At 56.5% G+C, this 17,941-nt stretch carries 22 protein-coding genes; 14 read left to right on the top strand and 8 right to left on the bottom strand.

The window, feature by feature from the left end:
• Positions 1 to 220: 220 nt before the first annotated feature.
• Positions 221 to 643: a c-type cytochrome gene (locus tag ACIQ3A_RS03120; protein WP_396430302.1), complete on the bottom strand. Its 423-nt coding sequence runs from the start codon at positions 641 to 643 to the stop codon at positions 221 to 223.
• 419 nt (positions 644 to 1,062) lie between these two features.
• Here ACIQ3A_RS03120 and ACIQ3A_RS03125 point away from each other — a divergent pair, with 419 nt between their 5' ends.
• Positions 1,063 to 1,653: a DedA family protein gene (locus tag ACIQ3A_RS03125; protein ID WP_396430303.1), complete on the top strand. Its 591-nt coding sequence runs from the start codon at positions 1,063 to 1,065 to the stop codon at positions 1,651 to 1,653.
• A gap of 125 nt (positions 1,654 to 1,778) precedes the next feature.
• Here the strand turns inward: ACIQ3A_RS03125 and ACIQ3A_RS03130 are convergent, their stop codons facing one another.
• A complete protein-coding gene (locus ACIQ3A_RS03130; protein WP_396430304.1) occupies positions 1,779 to 2,744 on the bottom strand; it encodes a Gfo/Idh/MocA family protein in 966 nt (321 codons plus the stop codon).
• Between the two features lie 361 nt (positions 2,745 to 3,105).
• Between ACIQ3A_RS03130 and ACIQ3A_RS03135 the strand changes: the two genes are divergently transcribed.
• Entirely contained in the window at positions 3,106 to 3,816 is a 711-nt protein-coding gene (locus ACIQ3A_RS03135; RefSeq protein WP_396430305.1) for a 3-oxoacid CoA-transferase subunit A, read from the top strand.
• A complete protein-coding gene (locus tag ACIQ3A_RS03140; RefSeq protein ID WP_396430306.1) occupies positions 3,813 to 4,457 on the top strand; it encodes a 3-oxoacid CoA-transferase subunit B in 645 nt (214 codons plus the stop codon). Before ACIQ3A_RS03135 ends, ACIQ3A_RS03140 begins: the two co-directional genes overlap by 4 nt.
• Before the next feature lie 29 nt (positions 4,458 to 4,486).
• Here ACIQ3A_RS03140 and ACIQ3A_RS03145 read toward each other — a convergent pair whose 3' ends face one another.
• From ACIQ3A_RS03145 to ACIQ3A_RS03160, 4 genes are all read right to left on the bottom strand, one after another.
• The gene (locus tag ACIQ3A_RS03145) at positions 4,487 to 5,029 is read right to left on the bottom strand and encodes a flavin reductase family protein (protein ID WP_396430307.1); all 543 of its coding nucleotides are present in this window, start codon (positions 5,027 to 5,029) and stop codon (positions 4,487 to 4,489) included.
• On the bottom strand, positions 5,026 to 6,168 hold the full coding sequence (locus ACIQ3A_RS03150; RefSeq protein WP_396430309.1) for an LLM class flavin-dependent oxidoreductase: 1,143 nt from the start codon (positions 6,166 to 6,168) through the stop codon (positions 5,026 to 5,028). The genes ACIQ3A_RS03145 and ACIQ3A_RS03150 overlap by 4 nt, the downstream gene beginning before the upstream one ends.
• Positions 6,169 to 6,205: 37 nt before the next feature.
• Positions 6,206 to 7,174, bottom strand: a complete 969-nt coding sequence (locus ACIQ3A_RS03155) for a Bug family tripartite tricarboxylate transporter substrate binding protein (RefSeq protein WP_396430310.1) — start codon at positions 7,172 to 7,174, stop codon at positions 6,206 to 6,208.
• A gap of 196 nt (positions 7,175 to 7,370) precedes the next feature.
• Positions 7,371 to 8,213, bottom strand: coding sequence for an IclR family transcriptional regulator (locus tag ACIQ3A_RS03160; protein WP_396430311.1), 843 nt, complete (start codon positions 8,211 to 8,213; stop codon positions 7,371 to 7,373).
• A gap of 240 nt (positions 8,214 to 8,453) precedes the next feature.
• Here ACIQ3A_RS03160 and ACIQ3A_RS03165 point away from each other — a divergent pair, with 240 nt between their 5' ends.
• The 6 genes from ACIQ3A_RS03165 to ACIQ3A_RS03190 are packed head-to-tail and all read left to right on the top strand — an operon-like array spanning position 8,454 to position 13,123.
• The gene (locus ACIQ3A_RS03165; RefSeq protein ID WP_396430312.1) at positions 8,454 to 9,431 is read left to right on the top strand and encodes a Bug family tripartite tricarboxylate transporter substrate binding protein; all 978 of its coding nucleotides are present in this window, start codon (positions 8,454 to 8,456) and stop codon (positions 9,429 to 9,431) included.
• On the top strand, positions 9,431 to 10,336 hold the full coding sequence (locus ACIQ3A_RS03170) for a polysaccharide deacetylase family protein (RefSeq protein WP_396430313.1): 906 nt from the start codon (positions 9,431 to 9,433) through the stop codon (positions 10,334 to 10,336). The genes ACIQ3A_RS03165 and ACIQ3A_RS03170 overlap by 1 nt, the downstream gene beginning before the upstream one ends.
• Positions 10,337 to 10,339: 3 nt before the next feature.
• On the top strand, positions 10,340 to 11,755 hold the full coding sequence (locus ACIQ3A_RS03175; RefSeq protein WP_396430314.1) for an amidase: 1,416 nt from the start codon (positions 10,340 to 10,342) through the stop codon (positions 11,753 to 11,755).
• Positions 11,756 to 11,758: 3 nt separating this feature from the next.
• Positions 11,759 to 12,073 (top strand): alpha/beta fold hydrolase, encoded by a 315-nt coding sequence (locus tag ACIQ3A_RS03180; protein ID WP_396430315.1) that lies wholly within the window; start codon positions 11,759 to 11,761, stop codon positions 12,071 to 12,073.
• 5 nt (positions 12,074 to 12,078) lie between these two features.
• Complete coding sequence (locus tag ACIQ3A_RS03185) at positions 12,079 to 12,606, top strand: hypothetical protein (protein ID WP_396430316.1); 528 nt, start codon at positions 12,079 to 12,081, stop codon at positions 12,604 to 12,606.
• Between the two features lie 22 nt (positions 12,607 to 12,628).
• Positions 12,629 to 13,123: a cupin domain-containing protein gene (locus ACIQ3A_RS03190; protein ID WP_396430317.1), complete on the top strand. Its 495-nt coding sequence runs from the start codon at positions 12,629 to 12,631 to the stop codon at positions 13,121 to 13,123.
• An 86-nt stretch (positions 13,124 to 13,209) separates the two neighbouring features.
• Here ACIQ3A_RS03190 and ACIQ3A_RS03195 read toward each other — a convergent pair whose 3' ends face one another.
• Together ACIQ3A_RS03195 and ACIQ3A_RS03200 are read right to left on the bottom strand one after the other, a co-directional pair.
• A complete protein-coding gene (locus ACIQ3A_RS03195; RefSeq protein WP_396430318.1) occupies positions 13,210 to 13,785 on the bottom strand; it encodes a carboxymuconolactone decarboxylase family protein in 576 nt (191 codons plus the stop codon).
• Between the two features lie 160 nt (positions 13,786 to 13,945).
• Entirely contained in the window at positions 13,946 to 14,464 is a 519-nt protein-coding gene (locus ACIQ3A_RS03200) for an acyloxyacyl hydrolase (protein WP_396430319.1), read from the bottom strand.
• A gap of 487 nt (positions 14,465 to 14,951) precedes the next feature.
• Between ACIQ3A_RS03200 and ACIQ3A_RS03205 the strand changes: the two genes are divergently transcribed.
• From ACIQ3A_RS03205 to ACIQ3A_RS03225, 5 genes are all read left to right on the top strand, one after another.
• Positions 14,952 to 15,344, top strand: a complete 393-nt coding sequence (locus tag ACIQ3A_RS03205; protein ID WP_396430320.1) for a hypothetical protein — start codon at positions 14,952 to 14,954, stop codon at positions 15,342 to 15,344.
• Entirely contained in the window at positions 15,341 to 15,721 is a 381-nt protein-coding gene (locus tag ACIQ3A_RS03210) for a hypothetical protein (protein ID WP_396430321.1), read from the top strand. Before ACIQ3A_RS03205 ends, ACIQ3A_RS03210 begins: the two co-directional genes overlap by 4 nt.
• The gene (locus ACIQ3A_RS03215; RefSeq protein ID WP_396430322.1) at positions 15,714 to 16,544 is read left to right on the top strand and encodes a substrate-binding periplasmic protein; all 831 of its coding nucleotides are present in this window, start codon (positions 15,714 to 15,716) and stop codon (positions 16,542 to 16,544) included. The genes ACIQ3A_RS03210 and ACIQ3A_RS03215 overlap by 8 nt, the downstream gene beginning before the upstream one ends.
• 601 nt (positions 16,545 to 17,145) lie before the next feature.
• On the top strand, positions 17,146 to 17,514 hold the full coding sequence (locus ACIQ3A_RS03220; protein ID WP_396430323.1) for a hypothetical protein: 369 nt from the start codon (positions 17,146 to 17,148) through the stop codon (positions 17,512 to 17,514).
• The coding region (locus tag ACIQ3A_RS03225) for a hypothetical protein (RefSeq protein WP_396430324.1) at positions 17,511 to 17,941 on the top strand (431 nt) is incomplete at its 3' end. The genes ACIQ3A_RS03220 and ACIQ3A_RS03225, both read left to right, overlap by 4 nt.

Genomic DNA, 17,941 nt, shown 5'->3' on the forward strand with positions numbered 1-17,941 from the left:
TGTAGACACCGCTTCCGCCAACCATCAAGAAAAAATGCGCCTCAGGGCGCATTTTTCGTTTCTACATGCCATTTAACAACTCCACAAAACTTCACTTGGTTGTGTGTGTTACTGAATCAACAAGGATGGATCAACCGCAGTGCTGATCAGCGGGCAGTGTTGAGCCGATGCCTTCTATCAAACCAGCAGAGCCAACTCTGTTCATCTTGGTCGAATCAACTCAAGGGACTTGCAGGCGGTTGATGTACTCAAGTAAGGTCAGGATCCGGGCGCGAACCAGAGCAGTCGAGTCGTAGTTAACTTCACCGTAGTATTCGGCATCCTTGATGCGGTATTCACGGCCCCAAACCGGCATGTCTCGAGCACCGTGAACCGGCACATTGCCCCCCTCAATGACATCGTAAAGTCGCGCTATGGGAAACACGCCTTTGTTGTTTTTGGCCAGCTGAGTGAGATCGGGTGGGCTGCGCTTTAAGAACTCAAGCAACACGCCTCCACCCTTGCCGCTGACGCCGTGGCAGCTGGCGCAATTGGCTTCAAACTCCCTTTTACCCAAATCCGTTTTTTGTTGTGCCCAAACAGCACCGCTGTAAAGCGTCAAGCTGATGGGCGCTAAAAATAGCCAAGGCACGATTTTTTTCATTTCAGCACTCCTGTGTTTATTTGAAAAATGATTGCGGGTGAGCGCAGAAAAACGCCAACCCGTAATTCATCCTAGCCCTGCAGTGCTGAACAGGATTGATCAATCTCAAATACGATGATGGAATGCGCGCCATCAAGCCTAACGGCCCCCTGTTTTCAGGTAGCTCTACACATTAAAAAATGAAACTACGAGCCGCTTCAAGGTCGCGGTGCTGGCTGGTGGCCATCAGGGGGACCCACTGCACAGCGCGTTGGGCTATTTGCCAGCCGGGCTGATTAGGGGAAGACGAGCGGTCAATCAAACATACCGGCGGTACTGAGTTAAGGGGTCAAGGCCACGAACGATACGGACTTCATGGGTAAAAGTGACGGAATAGACTGCTGCGCTATGATCAATTTTTTGTAACGTGTCATTCAAAATTGATCTTCCCAACTGACCTTGCTTCGTTCCTTGAGTTGTTGCGCCTGCACGGTCATGAGGCCTACGGCCTGATCTTCGCATTTGCTGCCTCGCACAACATGCTGTTCACGCTTTTTGCAGGCTATGCCGCCAGCTCAGGTGCTCTTGATATTGGCACACTGATTGCGGTCGTCTGGGCAGGCAGTTTTCTGGGTGATGCGATCCGCTTCTGGATCGGACGTCGCTTCGGAATCCAATGGCTTTTGCGATTTCCAAGGCTTCACCGCACCAGCCAGATCGTGGTCCGTTTGGTGGATCGCTACTATTTGTGGCTAATTCTGTTTCATCGCTATCCGCACGGCATTCGTGGCGTAGCAGGTTTTGCCTACGGAATGTCACGACTACCATGGCCGACATTCCTGGCATTCAATTTCGTCGCGGCTGGACTTTGGTCCGGTGCAGTTCTTGCTGCTGGCCATGCGTTTGGCCAAATCTCGGAGAAGCTCATGAACGATGCTTTCTCTGGGGTTGGCATGGTGATGCTGCTTGTTTTTCTCTTGCTGTCGTGGCTCCTAAGCAGGAAACTTGAACGCGTAGCCGAGCAAAGTTGAACCTCAGCAAAGAATGCTTGATATCAACTATCCTGACCGCCGAACTTCAATTGCCCATCAATGTATACGCCATGGAGGTCCCTTCCAGGTTATCTACGCTAAGCCAGGCATGCACCCTTGCCGACTTAGGAATGCCTCTCCAAAATGGCTTCGACCAGCTCCTGCACCGCAAGCGCCTCCTCTGCCGTCGCCAACTTGTGTGGCTTGCCTTGAAGCCATTGGGACACCTCGCTGAGCTGTCGCTGCAACGCGCTGGTTCGAGGGTCTTCTGTGGTCCAGTCCAAGGCCTGCTCCCATGGACCGCCATCTGAACGCCAGAGTTGGTAAAACTCCCTGAATTGGTGGCTTCTTAGGCTGCCGCGCACAGTCACTTCCTGACGGTCAGGTTGCTGGCCACCGGTCGTACCCATGACCGTCACTGGCCGCCCATCTGCCGTTGACAGCCGGCCCAAAATATCAAGTTCGCACAATGCAGGGTCTTGAGGGTAACGAACAGAAGCGTACTGCAAGCTCAGTGGTCCCAAGAAGCGCCCTGCCAGAAACAAAAAATGCGAGATCACTTCGCGGGTGTAGCCACCTTCTTCGCGCATGCGCAGCCAATCGGCGTCCTTTTGCCAGGAGCGTGGCCAGGCGGGGTAATTCACGACAATGTCAACGCCTAGCAATTCACCCGTTTCACCGGCATCCATGGCCCGCTGCAGCTCTTCGAATCCTCTTGATGCAGCCTGCGTGAAGTTCACAACACCCGGCAAGCGGGATTTGCGCAGCTGCGCGACCAAATCGCGGCTTTGCGCGTTGTCAGTGCCCAAAGGCTTTTCCATGAACACCCCTTGCCCGGCAGACGCAGCTTGCAAAGCATAGGTTTTACGCGGTCCAGGCGGGCAAGCCAGGTACACCACATCCGCACCAGACATCGCTGCCTCGGCATGGGCTGATACAGGTGCATCGGGCATGATTTCAAGCGTTTTAGCCACCGAAACGGCTGAAGGGTCCCACACACCGCAGACATCAAAAGCGGGGTGTTGCAAAGCATTTTCGAGCATGCGTCGCCCCATGATGCCGAGTCCGACGATGGCCAATTTGTGTGTCATGTGTATTTCCTGAAGGACGCCTGTTAGAAAAATTTATCGCTTACACGGTTATACCCTTTGAGCATGGCCGATCATTTGAGAAGCCAGCGCAGAAATGAATCGATTTGAAAAAAAGGCTGCCCCCAACTGCAACGCACCATTTTCTTCATTCATGTGAGATCAGCCCCCACCTTCCAGTGGCGACAATGAACCGCAATGAATGCGCTGGCCTCTGGGTACTGAGGCTGTCAATTCAAAGCCGAAGCGCCTGATGCTTAGAGGGGTTGGTGCAGTCTCCCATGTGCCTGTGGTCCGGGTTTTTTCTCTTGGCACCGATTGACCCTCAAGCTATGCTGACCCATTCAATTTAGGCACCTGGAACATGATCAACAAGTTTGTGGCTTCGGTCAGCGAGGCCTTGGCCGACACCCCCGATGGTGCCACCGTCATGATCGGTGGTTTCGGCACTGCAGGCATTCCGGATGAGCTGATCGAGGGCCTGATCTTGCAAGGCGCCCGAGACCTGACGCTGGTCAACAACAACGCGGGCAACGCCGAGCGGGGTCTGGCAGCCTTGCTCAAGGCGGGTCGGGTGCGGAAAATCATCTGCAGCTTTCCAAGACAAACCGACTCCCATGTGTTCGATGCTTTGTACCGCTCGGGGCAGATCGAACTGGAGCTGGTGCCGCAAGGCAATCTGGCCGAGCGCATTCGCGCGGCAGGTGCGGGCATTGGCGGCTTTTTCACGCCCACAGGCTACGGCACCGAGCTGGCCAAAAATCCCGATGGCACAGCCAAGGAAACCCGCGAAATCAATGGCCGCATGTACGTTTACGAAACCCCCATCCATGCCCATCTGGCGCTGATCAAGGCCGAACGTGGTGACCGTTGGGGCAACCTGACCTACCGCAAGGCAGCACGCAACTTCGGCCCCATCATGGCCATGGCTGCACGCAAAACAGTGGCCACCGTGCATGAACAAGTGGCCCTGGGCGAACTCGACCCGGAGAGCGTAGTCACACCCGGTATTTTTGTTCAGGCGGTGGTCAAGATCGACCGTGTGGCCACGCAGGCCGGAGGCATCAAGGCATGAGCTACACCCGACGCAGCAAAGACGAGTTGGCCGCCCGCGTGGCCCAAGACATTCCGGAAGGCGCCACGGTCAACCTGGGGATTGGCCAGCCCACTTTGGTAGCCAACCACATTCCTGCCAGCCGCGAGGTGCTGCTGCACAGTGAAAACGGCATTCTGGGCATGGGCCCTGCCCCCACCAAAGGACAAGAAGATTACGACCTGATCAACGCTGGCAAACAGCCTGTGACCTTGCTGCCGGGCGGCGCATTTTTTCACCACGCCGACAGCTTTGCCATGATGCGCGGCGGGCATCTGGACATTTGCGTGCTGGGTGCGTTTCAGGTCAGCGCAACGGGTGATCTGGCCAATTGGCACACCGGTGAGCCCGACGCGATTCCGGCTGTGGGCGGGGCCATGGACCTGGCCATCGGTGCCAAGCAAACCTGGGTGATGATGGACTTGCTGACCAAACAAGGCCAAAGCAAATTGGTCGCAGCCTGCACCTACCCGCTGACAGGCATTGGCTGCGTGAAAAAGGTCTACACCGACCTGGCCACACTGGCCTGCACACCGCGTGGCCTGGTGGTCATTGACACGGTCGAGGGCTTGGGGCTGGAGGAGCTTTCAGGCTTGATCGGCCTGCCCCTCCTGTCGGCCTGAACGCCCGAGCTGAACGCCCGAGCCGCACCTCAGGCCTGCACTGCCGCCCCGTTCTGTGCGGTGCTGCGTGCTGCGGATGCAGGCGATAAATCTTCACAGGTGGTCACCCATTGGCCATCGCGGTAGAGCAAAGGCGCAGCCCGTTCGTTGCAGCGCCCCGAGATGACTTCACCAATCATGAGGCTGTGCGAGCTTTCCTCGACTTGCCGAATCAACCGGCACTCCAGACTCATCACCGCATCGCGCAGGCACGGCGAACCCGAATCAAATTCATCCCACAGCTCTCGGTCAAAACGCTCGTCACCAAACAACGCGCCCTGGCCTGCAAACAGCAGGGCCAGCTGGACGTGATGCGTTGCCAAGGTGTTCACGCTGAACACTTGGTTGTCAGACATGTGCGCATAGCTGAGCGCGCTTCGGTTGATGGCGCACACCACAGTGGGCGGCTCAACGCCCAAAGACATGAAGGCCGAAACCGTCATGCCCGTGCGGTTGGGAGCCTTGCCGGTGGCGACAATGTTGGCGGCCGCCGGGTGCATGCGCATCAACTGCCTGAATGCTTGCGGACTCATGCGGCAACTGTTTCCAAAGGAGCGTCCACATTGATCGCCGAACCCAGGCCCAAAGCCTGGTTCACGCGGGGCATCACCTCATTGGCCATCAGCTCCATCGAGCGGCGTCCCAGTTGGGGATCGACCAGGTCCATGCCGGCGTAGACAATTTCTCCAAAGGGGCCCGCCTTTTCGCGCAAGGCCAGGATCTTGTCGGCCACTTCACTGGCGGTGCCCGTGATGACCAATTCGTCCAGCAAGCGGTCGAGTGTGACGTGGCTGTCGTCTTCTTCCATGTGCTTTTTGAAGATGACATGCCGCTTGGAGAGCATCATCTTGGTCAGCATCTGACGGTAGTAATACCGGTAGGGGCTGTTGGCATCCGCGCGGCCATAGCGGTTGGCTGTGGCGGCATCGTCACTGACAAAAATGGTGCGGGCAACCCGCCAGTCGGCAGGGTTGGCCTGCTGGTTGACCGATGTCTTGCCTTCGCAGTAATTGTCCCAATGGCTGTTCAACCAGTGGTCCATCAGGAAGTTGGCCGACATGGGGTGAAAGTTGCGCTTGCCCATGGCGATGACACCCTTGGAAAAAGGTGCCACCACAGTGCCCACGATTTCGGGCAAGGGTTTCTGAAAAGGCTTCATCAACACGCCACGCCCGATCTCTGCCAAGGCGGTGACCTGCGTGGTGACCTTGAACCGGTTGTCCGGAAAGTCAATGTTGTATGGCGGCTCACGCTCCCAGATGGCCAGAATCACATCAATGGCTTCTGCAAACATCTTGTTGCGGTCTTGGTCCAGGATGCCCAGCGCTTCGGCATCCGAGGCCAGTGCACCCGGGCTGATGCCGAAGATGAAACGCCCCTTGGCCAGGTGGTCAAACATGGCCGCTTGCGAGGCCAAAAGCGTGGGATGAGAGTGCGACAGATTGGAAGTGCCGCTGCCCAGCTTGATGGTTTTAGTTTCAGGGATCAAGGTGGCCAGAAACAGCAGGCTGTTGGTCACGTTTTCGGCCTTGTCAGTCAAATGCTCACCCACAAACGCATCGTAAAAGCCGAGCTTGTCGGCCAGGATGATGGTTTGCCGATCTTCGTGCAAAGTTTCGGTGGTGTCCCTTTCAAAGGGATGCAAGGGCATGGTGAAGTAGCCTAAACGCATGGTGAATCCAGTTCGTGGTCTTTAAAGAGGGTGGCCATTACTCAGGCTTGATGCCCGCGTCCTTGATGACCTGGGCCCAGCGCGTGATTTCACTTTGAATAAAGCGAGGGTAATCGGCCTTGGATACCTTGGAAGGTTCCAGGCCCAATTGCGCCAGGCGCGCCAAAAAGGCCTCATCCTTCAAGGCCGCACTGATCGCGCCATCGAGCCTGCGCACGACATCGGGAGGGGTATTTGCAGGGGCCGCCAAGCCGAGGAAGAAGCCAAGTTCATAGCCGGGGTAGGTTTCACCAATGGCCGGAATATTGGCCCAGGGCTTGAACCGGCTGGCACCCGTCACCCCAATGGCGGTGGCCTTGGGGTTGTCGATGTGGGCCATGGCGGGCAGGTATTCCAAAAACAGCACCTGCAATTGACCCCCATAAAAGTCTTGCAAGGCCGAGCCTATGCTCTTGTAGGGGATGCCGGTCATGGGCGCGCCCGTCTTGACCTTGAACATCTCGGCGGTCATTTGCGAAGCGGAGTTGTAGTGGCCGAAAAACACCTTGCCCGGATTGGCCTTGGCATAAGCAGTGAGATCGGCCGGCGTGCGGATGCCCGAGTCTTTGCTGACCATGGCCACCGATGCCGCCGTGCCGAACTGGCCCAGGTGCTCAAAGTCCTTGAGGGGTTCGTAAGGCACTTTTTTGTAGAGGCTCAGGTTCGCTGCCAAGGTGGTGTTGGTGGTCAGCAAGAGGGTGTAGCCATCAGCGGGTGCATTTTTGACCGCCTCTGTGCCCAGGATGCCATTGGCCCCGGCCTTGTTTTCAACCACCACGCTTTGCTTGAACTGCGCTTCCAGGTATTGGCCAAAGGCCCTGGCCGTGATGTCACCCGATCCACCGGGCCCAAAGGGCACCACGATCTTGATGGGCTTGTTGGGAAAGCCCTGCGCATTGGCCAGGCCCACACACAAGCCCAAAGGCGCCAGCAGGCCCCACGTCAGAAATCGGACAAGCTTATTCATTCCCAGTCTCCATCTTGGTTGTAATGCGCACATTCTAGGATTGGCGACTGAATTGACCAAGCTTTTAGTTCCGCCATATGGAATTTTCCAATCCAGGGGGGTCTGCCGAACTCAAGCCGCTGGCTTCGTTTTTTTCAGCGTCTGTCCAGTGGCGGATGGCATCGTCGCAGTCAGTCGTGTATCAGCGGGCTGAATTTCAAAAAGCGATGCGTGGCGTTTGAGGGTCTTTGATGGCGGTGCGCCAGGTCTCAGCTTGGCTTGGGTTCGTGCGGGCCATTTCGTATTGGGCCGACATGATCTGTGCTTCATGGTTCAGCGCGGCAGCCAGGCCACTCAGGTAGCTGCCCTTCATGCGATCAAGTGTGGACACGGTGCACAAAGAAGCAATCGGGTAACCGCGTCGGTCAAATATGGGAACGGCAATGCCCGAGATGCCGCGGGAAGATCGGGTTTTGGTCAGGGCGTAGCCATTTTTTCGGGTTTTCTGGATCCCGCTGGTGATCTTGCTGAAAGCCTTGTCAGCGCCGCTGCGCAGGCTGTTGAAGGCCACGATGTCGGCAATTTCCTCGTCGGGCAGATACGCCAGGATGGCCAAGCTGAAAGAGCCGATGCCCATGGGCCAACGGTCGTTGACCTGCAAAATTTCTGCATTTTGGGGGAGGTGCCCCTGCCGTTTGTCCAGGCACACGGCGTCGTAACCACAGCGGATGCCCAGGTACACCGCCTCTCCGGTGGTCTGCGCCAATCTGTCGAAGGAAGGCTGGGCAATGGTCTTGACGTCAAACACATCCAGCACCGACATGCCCAGGGCATAGACCTCGGGGCCGAGCCGGTAATTGCGCGTGCCCCAGGGCCGCTCGACCAGGTGCTCGTCCAGCATGGCCGACAAGATGCGATGGACTGTGGCTTTGGGCAACTGGGTGAGCATGCTGATTTGCATGAGTGCCGCACCTTGCGAGCCAAAAGTGGACAAGGTTCTTAAGAGCAGTGCAGCGCGGGCGATGCTTTGCGCGCCCTCGCTTTTCAGGGAAGTGGTCATGGCGCTGTAAAGGGTTCAGGCAAAAAAAGGGGCGAATCGGTTGAATGGTTTGATCTTACAAAAAATTCCATGATCCGGAATATTGCACCTCACCCTGCCTTGCTGACGGGCAAAAAGGGCAGGCCCTGATTGCCAAGTCAAAAGCCAGCACGCATACTTATTTTTTGGAATTTCGATGCCATTTTTGATTCGGTTCAAAACACCGTTACGCCATCACAAGACTAGGAGAGCCAAGTCCCCATGCAAACATCCAAACGCAATCTTTTGGCCCGCTTGGGCCTGTGCCTGCTGGCCAGTGCCGCAGCAGTGTCGGTGCAGGCGCAAAGCTACCCGCAACGCCCCATCAAGGCCATCGTGCCCTATGCCGCTGGCGGCTTTTCTGACCAGGCCAGCCGCATCATTGCCGAGGCGATGGGCAGAAATCTGGGCCAAACCATCGTCATCGAAAACCGTGCTGGCGGGGGGGGCCGCATTGGCAGCGAGGCCGTCACCAAAATGACGCCCGATGGTTACCAACTGCTGATGACCACCAATGGCACCAAGACCTATATGGCGGTGGTGGAGAAGTCCCTGTCCTACGACCCGGTGACTGACTTCACGCCGATTTCTTTGGTCGGAAAATACGGTTTGCTCATGGTGGTCAACCCATCGGTTCCAGCCAAGAATTTGCCCGAGTTCCTGGCCTACGCCCGCGACAACAAGGGCAAGATCAACTACGCCACATCGGGCATGGGCAGCGGCCTCCACTTTGCCGGTGAGTTGTTCAATGCCATGGGCAAAATCGACATGGTGCATGTGCCCTACAAAGGCTCTGGCCCCGGCATGCAGGATGTACTGGTGGGCGTTTGCCAAGTCATTTTTGATGGTGCTGCCAAGCCACAAATCGATGCTGGAAAAGTCCGCTTGCTGGGCACCACCAGTTCCGTACGCGATCCGCGTTACCCGGACATGCCCACCCTCAGTGAGGGCGGATTGACGGGCTATGACCTGACCTATTGGGTGGGCATTTTTGCCCCGAAAGGTTTGCCGCCTGAGATTCAGGCGCGCCTGAATGCATCGGTGAAGACGGCGCTGGCCGATGCCGATGTGCAGCGAAAGCTCAACGGCATGGGGATGACCTTGGTGGGCAGCACACCCGAACAAATGGTGCAGGAAATCCGCACTGAAACAGCCAAGCTGCGGCAGATTGCCGCCTCGATTCCTGGTGGGGTGAACTGATGGTGCCGCTCATCAACGGGGATCTGCGCCCCCAAGACCGTTTGCCTTTTTCGGCCATCATCGATCGCCCTCCCCTGTTGCTGCCTGAAGGTGTTCGCTTGGTGGTCTGGCCGGTGGTCAACATCGAGGAGTGGGATATTTCGCGCCCTATGCCGCGCATGGTCTCGCCCCCTCCCGGCGGCCAGGCACCCGTGCCCGATGTGCCCAACTGGACCTGGCACGAATACGGCATGCGGATCGGTGTATGGCGCCTCATGGATGCTTTCAAAAATGTGGGGGTTCGTCCCACGCTGTCCATCAATGCCAAGGTGTGCGAAACCAGGCCCCGCGTGACGCAGGCCGCACTGGATGCTGGCTGGGAGTTCATGGCCCATTGCTACGAGCAAATTCCGATCCAAAAAATCCCGGACGAGCGGGCCATGATGCAGCAGACGCTGGACGTGCTGACCCGTTTTACAGGCACCCGCCCCGAAGGTTGGCTGGGGCCGGGCCGCAGCCAGACGCTGCAGACGCCGGACCTGATTAAGGAGCTGGGCATGAAATGGTTTGGCGACTGGGTGCTCGACGACCAGCCGCAACATGTGCACACCCGGCATGGCCCACTGGTTTCGGTGCCCTACACCATCGAGCTCAACGACATCAACATCATGTTGACTGCGCATGAGCGCTCAGATGCGATGCTGCTGCGTGCACAAGAAATTTTTGCGCGCCTGTATGCCGAATCGGCCAACGGTGCCCGCATCATGGCCTTTGGGGTCCATCCCTACATTTCAGGCGCGACACACCGCATCCGCCACTTTGAAATGATGCTGGAGTTTCTGGCAAGCCAACCGGGTGTGGTGTTTTGGAATGGCTCTGAAATCTGCAACTGGTTTCAGCAAGCCAGCCCACTGCCAACATCTTGATCCATGTCCTTTGAATCACCGCTAGAGGCGCCTTCAGAAACACCACTGCATGCGCTGTCATTGGCGCAAGCCAGTGCCTTGATACGGCAAGGACAGATCACGCCGGTGCAATTGGTGCAGGCCTACAGCGACCGGATCGAGGCCCTGGATGCCCAAACGCATGCGTTTGTCACGCCCACCCTGGCATCGGCCATGCAAGCCGCACACCAGGCCACTCGGGAAATCCGTGAAGGCCACTACAAGGGGCCTTTGCATGGCATTCCCATTGCACACAAGGATGTGTTTCTCACGCAGGGCGAACGCACCACCGCACACTCACGGCATTTGCAAGATTGGCTGCCGCCCATCAGCTCCACACTGGTCACAGGCTTGGCGCAACTTGGGGCCATCAGCCTGGGTAAAACGGCTTGCCACGAGTTTGCCTTTGGCTCGCCAGCGCCCGACGACCCCTTTCCCCCTGCTCGCAATCCCTGGAATCTGGCGCACATGCCGGGCAGTTCCAGCAGTGGCTCGGGTGCAGCTGTGGCAGCGGCTCTGTGCCTGGCAGCGACGGGCACAGACACGGGCGGCTCCATCAGGCACCCAGCGGCGGCTTGTGGCGTGGTGGGCATGAAGCCCACGCGACATGCCTACCCGATGTCGGGCGTTTTGGCCTTGGCACCCACGCTGGATGTGGCCGGATTCATCACCCGCACAGCGCTCGACCAGGCCTTGATCTGGGATGCCTGGCACGGCACCGACGTGTCCGCCACATGCTTGGCCGATACAAAGTCTTCAGTGCTCAAAGGATTGCGCATGGGTGTGCCTGCGGGCTTGTGGCAAGACCCTGAAAACGACCAAGCCACACACGACCCTCAAATTCGGGCCTGCTTCGAAATGGCCCTGGATAAATTGCAGGGCGCAGGCGCACAGCTGGTGAGCGTGAACCTGCCCCCCCGGCAACAAGTAGTGCACGCTGCCAACACCCTCATTGGCTACGAAGCCTTTCAGCAACTGCAGCACATTTGGCGCGATCAGCCTGCCCATCTGGGCCAGGGTCTGAGGCAAAAACTGGCCAGCGCTTCCACACTGAGCCTGAACGATTACCAAGCCGCCAGGGTCCAGGCCAATGTCTGGCAGGCCCAGGTCAGCGCCGTGCTGGCAGGGCAAGTTGATGTCTTAATGTGGCCAGGCCGCGAGTCTTTGCCTGAGACCTTGCAAGCACTGATGGACCAACCCACCGCACAGCGCAGCGCGTGCAACCGCTTGTTCAGCCTCACGGGGCATCCTGCCCTGACTTGCCCGATGGGCGTGTCGACGCAAGGCCTGCCCATGGCTTTGCAAATGGGCAGTGGTTTGAACAGCGAGCGCCATTTGCTGCAGGTGGCCCATGCTTTTGAAGCGCTTATCGCTTGGCAATGGCCCAGCTTGCTGGCTTGAAGCATGGCCTTTGTTCACATCCATGGCGTGCGTCTGCATTACGAGGTGATGGGAGAGCAAGGGCCTTGGCTGGCGCTGGTGTCTGGTGGGCGCCGCAGTGGCGCTGAATTTCGGCCACTGGCCACGAACATGGCTGCCCGGGGGTTTCGGGTGCTGTTGCACGATCGGCGCAACACAGGCGCCTCAGATGTTCTGATCGAGGGTGATTCGGGCGAAGAAGCCATCTGGGCCGATGACTGGGCGCAGTTGTTGCAGCACCTGACGCGGTGCCTGCTTTTTTGGGGGGTGGGTCTTCAGGCGCTCGTTTGGCCTTGCTGACCAGCATGCGCCACCCCGAGCTGGTTCGTGGCTTGCTGCTCATGCGCATCACGGGGGGTGCGTTCACAGCCAGCCGCTTGCCAGAAACTTATTACGGTCAGTTCATTCGCGCTGCCGAGCAAGGCGGAATGCAAGCCGTTTGCGAGACGACTTTCTACCAAGAATGTATCCAGGCCCATCCGGCCAACCGGGATCGACTGATGGCCATGGACCCCGGCCAATACATCTCGGTGATGCGCCATTGGCTGGCCATTTTTTTGCAAGGCCCACGCGTGCCGGTGCTGGGCATGACCACCGATGCCTTGCAGGCCATTCGCGTCCCCACCTGGCTGGTCCCTGGCAATGACCTGACCCATGTGTCGCGTCATGGACGCGAAGCCGCTGGCCTGATTCCGGGCTGTGAGCTGTTTGAGTTGCCGGTGGTAGACCAAGACGTAACCGCTTTGCCGTTTTCCGCCTGGGCGGCACACGAAGAAACCCTGGCGACAGCCATGGCCGATTTCATGCGCCGGGTGATGGATGATGGCGCATGAAATTTAGCAAGGAGATATTGGCATGAACACACCGACCAACCCGTCCATCCGCCGCATCGTGACGGGTCACGATGAACAAGGCAAAGCCATCGTGGAAATCGATGAGATCTGCAGCCATTACCGTCAGGGCCGACCCAATGGTTTTGTGTGCAACGTGTGGACCACCGACACCCACCCGGCCGACAACAACGGGCATGCCGATGCTGGCAAGCGTGAGGGCAAGTTTTCGGTGATCGAAAACGGCAGTGTCTTTCGCATTCTCGATTTTCACCCGGGTGTTCAGCAGCGCGTGCACCGCACCGACTCGGTCGATTACATCGTGGTGATGTCTGGCGAGATCGACATGGAACTCGAGTCCGGCCAAGAGGTTCACCTGAAAGCCGGTGACGTCATGGTGCAGCGCGGCACCGTGCACAACTGGATCAATCGGGGCACAGAAACCTGCGTGATGGCAGTGATTCTGGTGCATGCCCACCCTGTGCAGGCTGGGGACCAGACACTCAAGGCTTTTGGTTGATTTCGAGCCTTGGGGTGCCAATCATCCAGGGCTGATGGCCGAAACCCCGAGTCGGGCCTTCGCTGATCGCACAAAAGACCCGTGGCTCAATTCGGGAAGGGGGCAAGACCCGATGCCGCATGGTCGGGCAGGCTGCGGCGCGTGGTGTTCATGACCATGGCCAGCAAACTGTAATAGCCACAATGGGCCGTCATGTCGATGACGCCTTGGTCACCAAACATTTTTTGGGCGGCTGCCCACGTCACATCGCTGACCGACTGGTTGTGCAGCAACTCTTGCAGAAAGTCGTACACCATGGTTTCTTCGGCCGTCATATTGGGCGGGCGGCGACCGTCCGCCAGGGCATCGCAAGTTTCCTCACTCACACCGGCCTTGATCGCAATCGGTTTGTGTATATGCCACTCCACCGGCTGTGACCAATGGCGGGCCACTACCAAAACAGCGAATTCAGAGTTGTGTAAACCCACGGTGTTGTCATAGCGCAGGTACTCACCCACTTTTTGCAAACGCCGCATCAGTTCGGGGCTGCGCATCAGGGGCACAAAAGGGCCACTGAGTTTGCCTCTTGGGCCGCTGACCAGTTCGTCCACCGCCGCACGTTGTGCATCGGTCATCTGTTCCGGGGACATTTCTGGCAGGCGATCTGTTTTGGAGGGGCTCATGGGGCGTCTCGGGTGTTGGGTTTCAAAGGCCATCTTGAAAACGCAATTTATCACCAAGCCACCATCAGCCCAGTCGTGTGCGGGATAGCCGGACGATGCCCCCCGAACGCTTTGAATGGGGTGCACTGGCCATGCCCACTGCCCTTCATTTCATGCAGGCTCAATAGTCGTATGCCCAAGTGAGTCTGACGGCTTCCAGCCCGTGGTTCGGCTCTTTGTAGCCCCCGTTGCTGATGTGCATGAAGCCAATGCCCAGCTTCGTTTTTCCGTTGAGCCGGTACATGACATCGAGGGTGGTTCTGAAATTGAAGCTTCCGCTCAGGGAGCGGATTCTGTCATTCCCCTTGATGGACGAGTAAGAGGGATAGATGAAAAGCGTCATGTCCAGACCTTTGACATCAATGGTCTTGCCAACACCCGGCCCGAACATGTAAGTGCCTTGTCCGTTCAGCATCGCCGAGGCACCGTACCGCAGTCCATAAAAGCTTGTCGGCTTGGACTGGTAAGACACATCGATGGCACTTTTATCTTTGGTCAACGACAGATCCCACTCCTTGTTGTGGACATCCGTCATGTACGAAAAAGTCACAGTTTCTTTATTCACGGTAGTTGATTCAGGTACGGCCGTAAACCATGCAGAACCCAGAATGATCGCGATGGCGGCAGCACTGTCGAACATTTTTTTCTTTCTTGATGGAGGGATCAGGAATATCAAATTTCACAAGGTTGACACGCGCATCATCTCGCCAAAACCCCCGTGAAATGTTGATTCAAAACAGGGAAACCTTCTGCAGCGACTGCAAGGGCAGTGCAGTCAAAACCAATGCCTCCAGTGGTCGCTGTACAAGCGGCTGTGGCTACCGTCGTGGAACAGCCTATGAATCAAGTGACGCAGTCTTGCAATGGGTCTGATTTGGAAGCTTGTGATTTCGGAGACACCGTTTTGAAAAAGCTTGGTGGCGTGTTGGGTTCCACGCCACTCTGAGTTGGCTGTGAGGCAGCAGCAGTGTTGTCTCAGAGAGTCGGCAGCAAATTAATGGGCCTTATTCAACGCCACCCCAAAGCCCGCCTCGCACGGGTCTTTTCCATTTTTGGAGGCTCAAAAACCCATATTTGAGACGTTAAAATGAGCTATTTTGTAGCACTCATATCGTCTGATCTCAAAAATGAAACGCATATTCCCCCAATCTTTGCGAGGACAGCACTTGCGGGTGCTGATGATGGCGTTGCACGTTTCATGGGCCAGCTTGTCCATTTGCGGCGTCAGTTTGGTGATGGCGCAGTCCACAGATCCGCTGCTGGATTTTTCTTTAGTCATGCCTCCGCAGGGAGACAAGATCAAACTGGTCAAACCGAGTGTCAATTGGTTGGTCAAGCCCGATGCGGCGCAATATTGCGAGCAGGTGAGTGAACAAGATGGATTTTCTGTCTGGCAAGAGGGCTGTGTTTACTGGTCGAGATCCAAACCCAGTTGCACCATCGTCACCACAGCCAAAACCACCCACTCTCAAATGGGTCGTTTATTCATGTACTGCATGCATGCAGGAGAGAGCTCGTGAAGTGTTTGGTCATCCTGTTAATTTGCGGTGTCACCAATACGGCGCATGGACAAAACCCGCCACTGCTGGACACGCCCGATGCAACGCTGTTTCGCAAGTTCAGCCCTCCCGTGGTCGATCGCGTTCGGTTTGAGCCCTTGTCGCCAGAGCAACGCTTGATCAACGAGCCCAAGATCAAATTGCTGGCACGCAAGGATGGTTATGAATTTTGTTCACGCATCACCGGGGTTCCCATCACACCCACCTCGCGCCCGATGGCTTGCGCGTACTGGAATGTCAAGCGCGGTGAGTGCACGGTGGTCACGCCCGAGGTCACAAGCTTCAACTACGTGGGGCATGAGCTGCGTCACTGCTTTGAGGGGGCTTTTCATGATTGATGAAAAGGCCCGCATTTTGCTGGGTGCGCGGGCATTGCAGCGCAGGGCATGTTTGCAATGGGCGCTGTCTGCGTTTTTGGCCGGCGCTGCATCGCAAGCGCTGGCGCAGGGCAGCAAACCTCGCATGAAGGTGGGCTTCATCGCCCGTTACCAACCCTACAGTTTTGTCCAGCCTGATGGGGGTTTGACAGGTTTTGATGTGGATGTGGTCACGGCTTTGTTGGAGGTATTGGGTTATGAGCTGGACCCGGTCACGGACACCTTAAGGCACTTGCGCACGAAGCTGCAAAACGGTGACATCACCTTCATTGGCAACCAGTTGCTCGTCACACCCGAAAACCGCCGCCATTTTGATTTTGTGCAGTCTTACGCCACGATCCAGTTGGTCAGTGTCTTGCATGAGGACGATGACCGCGATTTATTGAGCCTGGATGATTTTGTGGGTAAAAAATTGGGGGTGTTGGCCAACACGGGCGTGGCCGACCAGGCCCGCGGGACTTTGGGCAATGCGGTCCAGGCATTCGAGCGGATCGAGGATGCTTTTCGGGCCTTGGCCGAGCGCAAGATCGACGCCGTGCTGGAAGAGAACCTGATAGCCGAGTATTTCATCGACCGCGAAGGGCTGCCCCTGAAAGTGGGGGTGCCCTTTGCCTCGCCCATTCGTGTGGGGCTGGCCGTGCTCAAAGGCCAAAAAGAGATTGAAAATCGCTTGACGCAGGCAGTGCAAATTCTGCTCAAAGAGAAGAAATTCAGGGCTATTTCGAACCGCTGGTTCGGCTACGACGTCAGCCGCCCCCGGGTTTCGCAAGCATCCAACGCCTGAGGCTGTGCCTTTTGTCTGGAGCGACTCCCACGGCTCGTCAAGATCTTGGGGCGCCTTTTTATGCAGATGCTGGTTGAACGGGCTTGCCCAAGATGCCCAGAACATTTTGAATTTGGCGGCCACATCACTGACCCCACGAAGACTATTTAAATAAATACTTTTTTGAATCTTCAACAAACAGATTGCCATTGTCTGATGGGGTGATCCCCCACCGGCCAAAAAGCATCAAACAACTTTTAGTGTGGCATCACACAATTCTTTTGTGCGACACCACACACAAGGGTGTCAGTTTTGTTTAAGATATTACAATTGCGGAGATCTTGAATAGATAAACATCTGATTTTTTGAGCTTTTTCAGCCGATATGCAGTGGGCTGCAGTCGCAGCACGCACAACGCTGATGCGGGGCAATTCTCCTGGGCACCGATTGGAAGATCAGTACAGCTCAAACAAATAACAAAAAGAATTTACCAAAGAATTAATCATTGGCATAAATTTCATGGTTCGGTATCGAACAATTTATGAATTGCATCACCTTTTTCTTCAAAAAAAAGGGTTTTTTTGACTTGAATCTGTGTTTAATTCGTTAAAATTTAACAATCATGGAAAAATCCAACAGCCCATTTGCCACTGCTTATTTGCGGTTTTTGCAACTTACAAGAATCGTTCAGGCCCTGCCCGAAGGCATGGAGATGGATGCCAACGAAAGTGCTTTGCTGGAAGCCGTCGTGCTTCGCTGGTACGAAAATCAACCCATGACGGTACGCGAGGCGATTGCACTGGCGGCTTTGGGCTCACCTGCCACGCTGCACAAACGCATTACGCGATTGCGCGACAAGGAAATGCTCAGCACCCTGAGCATTCCCAGTGATCGTCGAGCCAAGTTTCTGATTCCAACGCAGCGCACACTCGATTACTTCAACCAGCTTGGCCAGTCCATGCATCAAGCCCATCAAAACATGGTGGCATGAAGGTCCCCATTCAGATTGCGCTTGAAACCGCTGCATTGACCCTGGGCAGTGCCGTTTTATTTGCGAGCTTCTTTCAGTTCAATGCATGGCTTTTCGCTGATTGGGTTTACCGGGAAAACGTGAGTTGGGTTTTTTTGCCTGCGGGGTTTCGCATTATTTTGGTCTTGGTTCTTGGTTTGCCGGGGGCCTTAGGCATCGTGCTGGGCACTTGGTACCTTGACCGCGAATTGCTGAACAACGGTGCCACGTGGTTGGCGATGCTCAATGGTGTGGTTTCAGGGCTCACGCCTTATGTGGTCATGAAGGTTCTTGGCAGAGGCAAGAGCGCAGACCAGCTGATGCAAGCCCTGACCACGCACCGCTTGCTGAATTACACCCTGATTTTTTCAGCCGCCAATTCGGTCGCCCATCACCTGGTGTGGGGGCT

It is taken from the genome of Limnohabitans sp., assembly GCF_044361985.1.
Taxonomy (GTDB): Bacteria; Pseudomonadota; Gammaproteobacteria; order Burkholderiales; family Burkholderiaceae_C; genus Limnohabitans_A.

Coding starts and splice junctions, on each gene's coding strand:
- ACIQ3A_RS03120 (WP_396430302.1), bottom strand. CDS start 643: ATGAAAAAAATCGTGCCTTGGCTATTTTTAGCGCCCATCAGCTTGACG.
- ACIQ3A_RS03130 (WP_396430304.1), bottom strand. CDS start 2,744: ATGACACACAAATTGGCCATCGTCGGACTCGGCATCATGGGGCGACGC.
- ACIQ3A_RS03135 (WP_396430305.1), top strand. CDS start 3,106: ATGATCAACAAGTTTGTGGCTTCGGTCAGCGAGGCCTTGGCCGACACC.
- ACIQ3A_RS03140 (WP_396430306.1), top strand. CDS start 3,813: ATGAGCTACACCCGACGCAGCAAAGACGAGTTGGCCGCCCGCGTGGCC.
- ACIQ3A_RS03145 (WP_396430307.1), bottom strand. CDS start 5,029: ATGAGTCCGCAAGCATTCAGGCAGTTGATGCGCATGCACCCGGCGGCC.
- ACIQ3A_RS03150 (WP_396430309.1), bottom strand. CDS start 6,168: ATGCGTTTAGGCTACTTCACCATGCCCTTGCATCCCTTTGAAAGGGAC.
- ACIQ3A_RS03155 (WP_396430310.1), bottom strand. CDS start 7,174: ATGAATAAGCTTGTCCGATTTCTGACGTGGGGCCTGCTGGCGCCTTTG.
- ACIQ3A_RS03160 (WP_396430311.1), bottom strand. CDS start 8,213: ATGACCACTTCCCTGAAAAGCGAGGGCGCGCAAAGCATCGCCCGCGCT.
- ACIQ3A_RS03165 (WP_396430312.1), top strand. CDS start 8,454: ATGCAAACATCCAAACGCAATCTTTTGGCCCGCTTGGGCCTGTGCCTG.
- ACIQ3A_RS03170 (WP_396430313.1), top strand. CDS start 9,431: ATGGTGCCGCTCATCAACGGGGATCTGCGCCCCCAAGACCGTTTGCCT.
- ACIQ3A_RS03175 (WP_396430314.1), top strand. CDS start 10,340: ATGTCCTTTGAATCACCGCTAGAGGCGCCTTCAGAAACACCACTGCAT.
- ACIQ3A_RS03180 (WP_396430315.1), top strand. CDS start 11,759: ATGGCCTTTGTTCACATCCATGGCGTGCGTCTGCATTACGAGGTGATG.
- ACIQ3A_RS03185 (WP_396430316.1), top strand. CDS start 12,079: ATGCGCCACCCCGAGCTGGTTCGTGGCTTGCTGCTCATGCGCATCACG.
- ACIQ3A_RS03190 (WP_396430317.1), top strand. CDS start 12,629: ATGAACACACCGACCAACCCGTCCATCCGCCGCATCGTGACGGGTCAC.
- ACIQ3A_RS03195 (WP_396430318.1), bottom strand. CDS start 13,785: ATGAGCCCCTCCAAAACAGATCGCCTGCCAGAAATGTCCCCGGAACAG.
- ACIQ3A_RS03200 (WP_396430319.1), bottom strand. CDS start 14,464: ATGTTCGACAGTGCTGCCGCCATCGCGATCATTCTGGGTTCTGCATGG.
- ACIQ3A_RS03205 (WP_396430320.1), top strand. CDS start 14,952: ATGAAACGCATATTCCCCCAATCTTTGCGAGGACAGCACTTGCGGGTG.
- ACIQ3A_RS03215 (WP_396430322.1), top strand. CDS start 15,714: ATGATTGATGAAAAGGCCCGCATTTTGCTGGGTGCGCGGGCATTGCAG.
- ACIQ3A_RS03220 (WP_396430323.1), top strand. CDS start 17,146: ATGGAAAAATCCAACAGCCCATTTGCCACTGCTTATTTGCGGTTTTTG.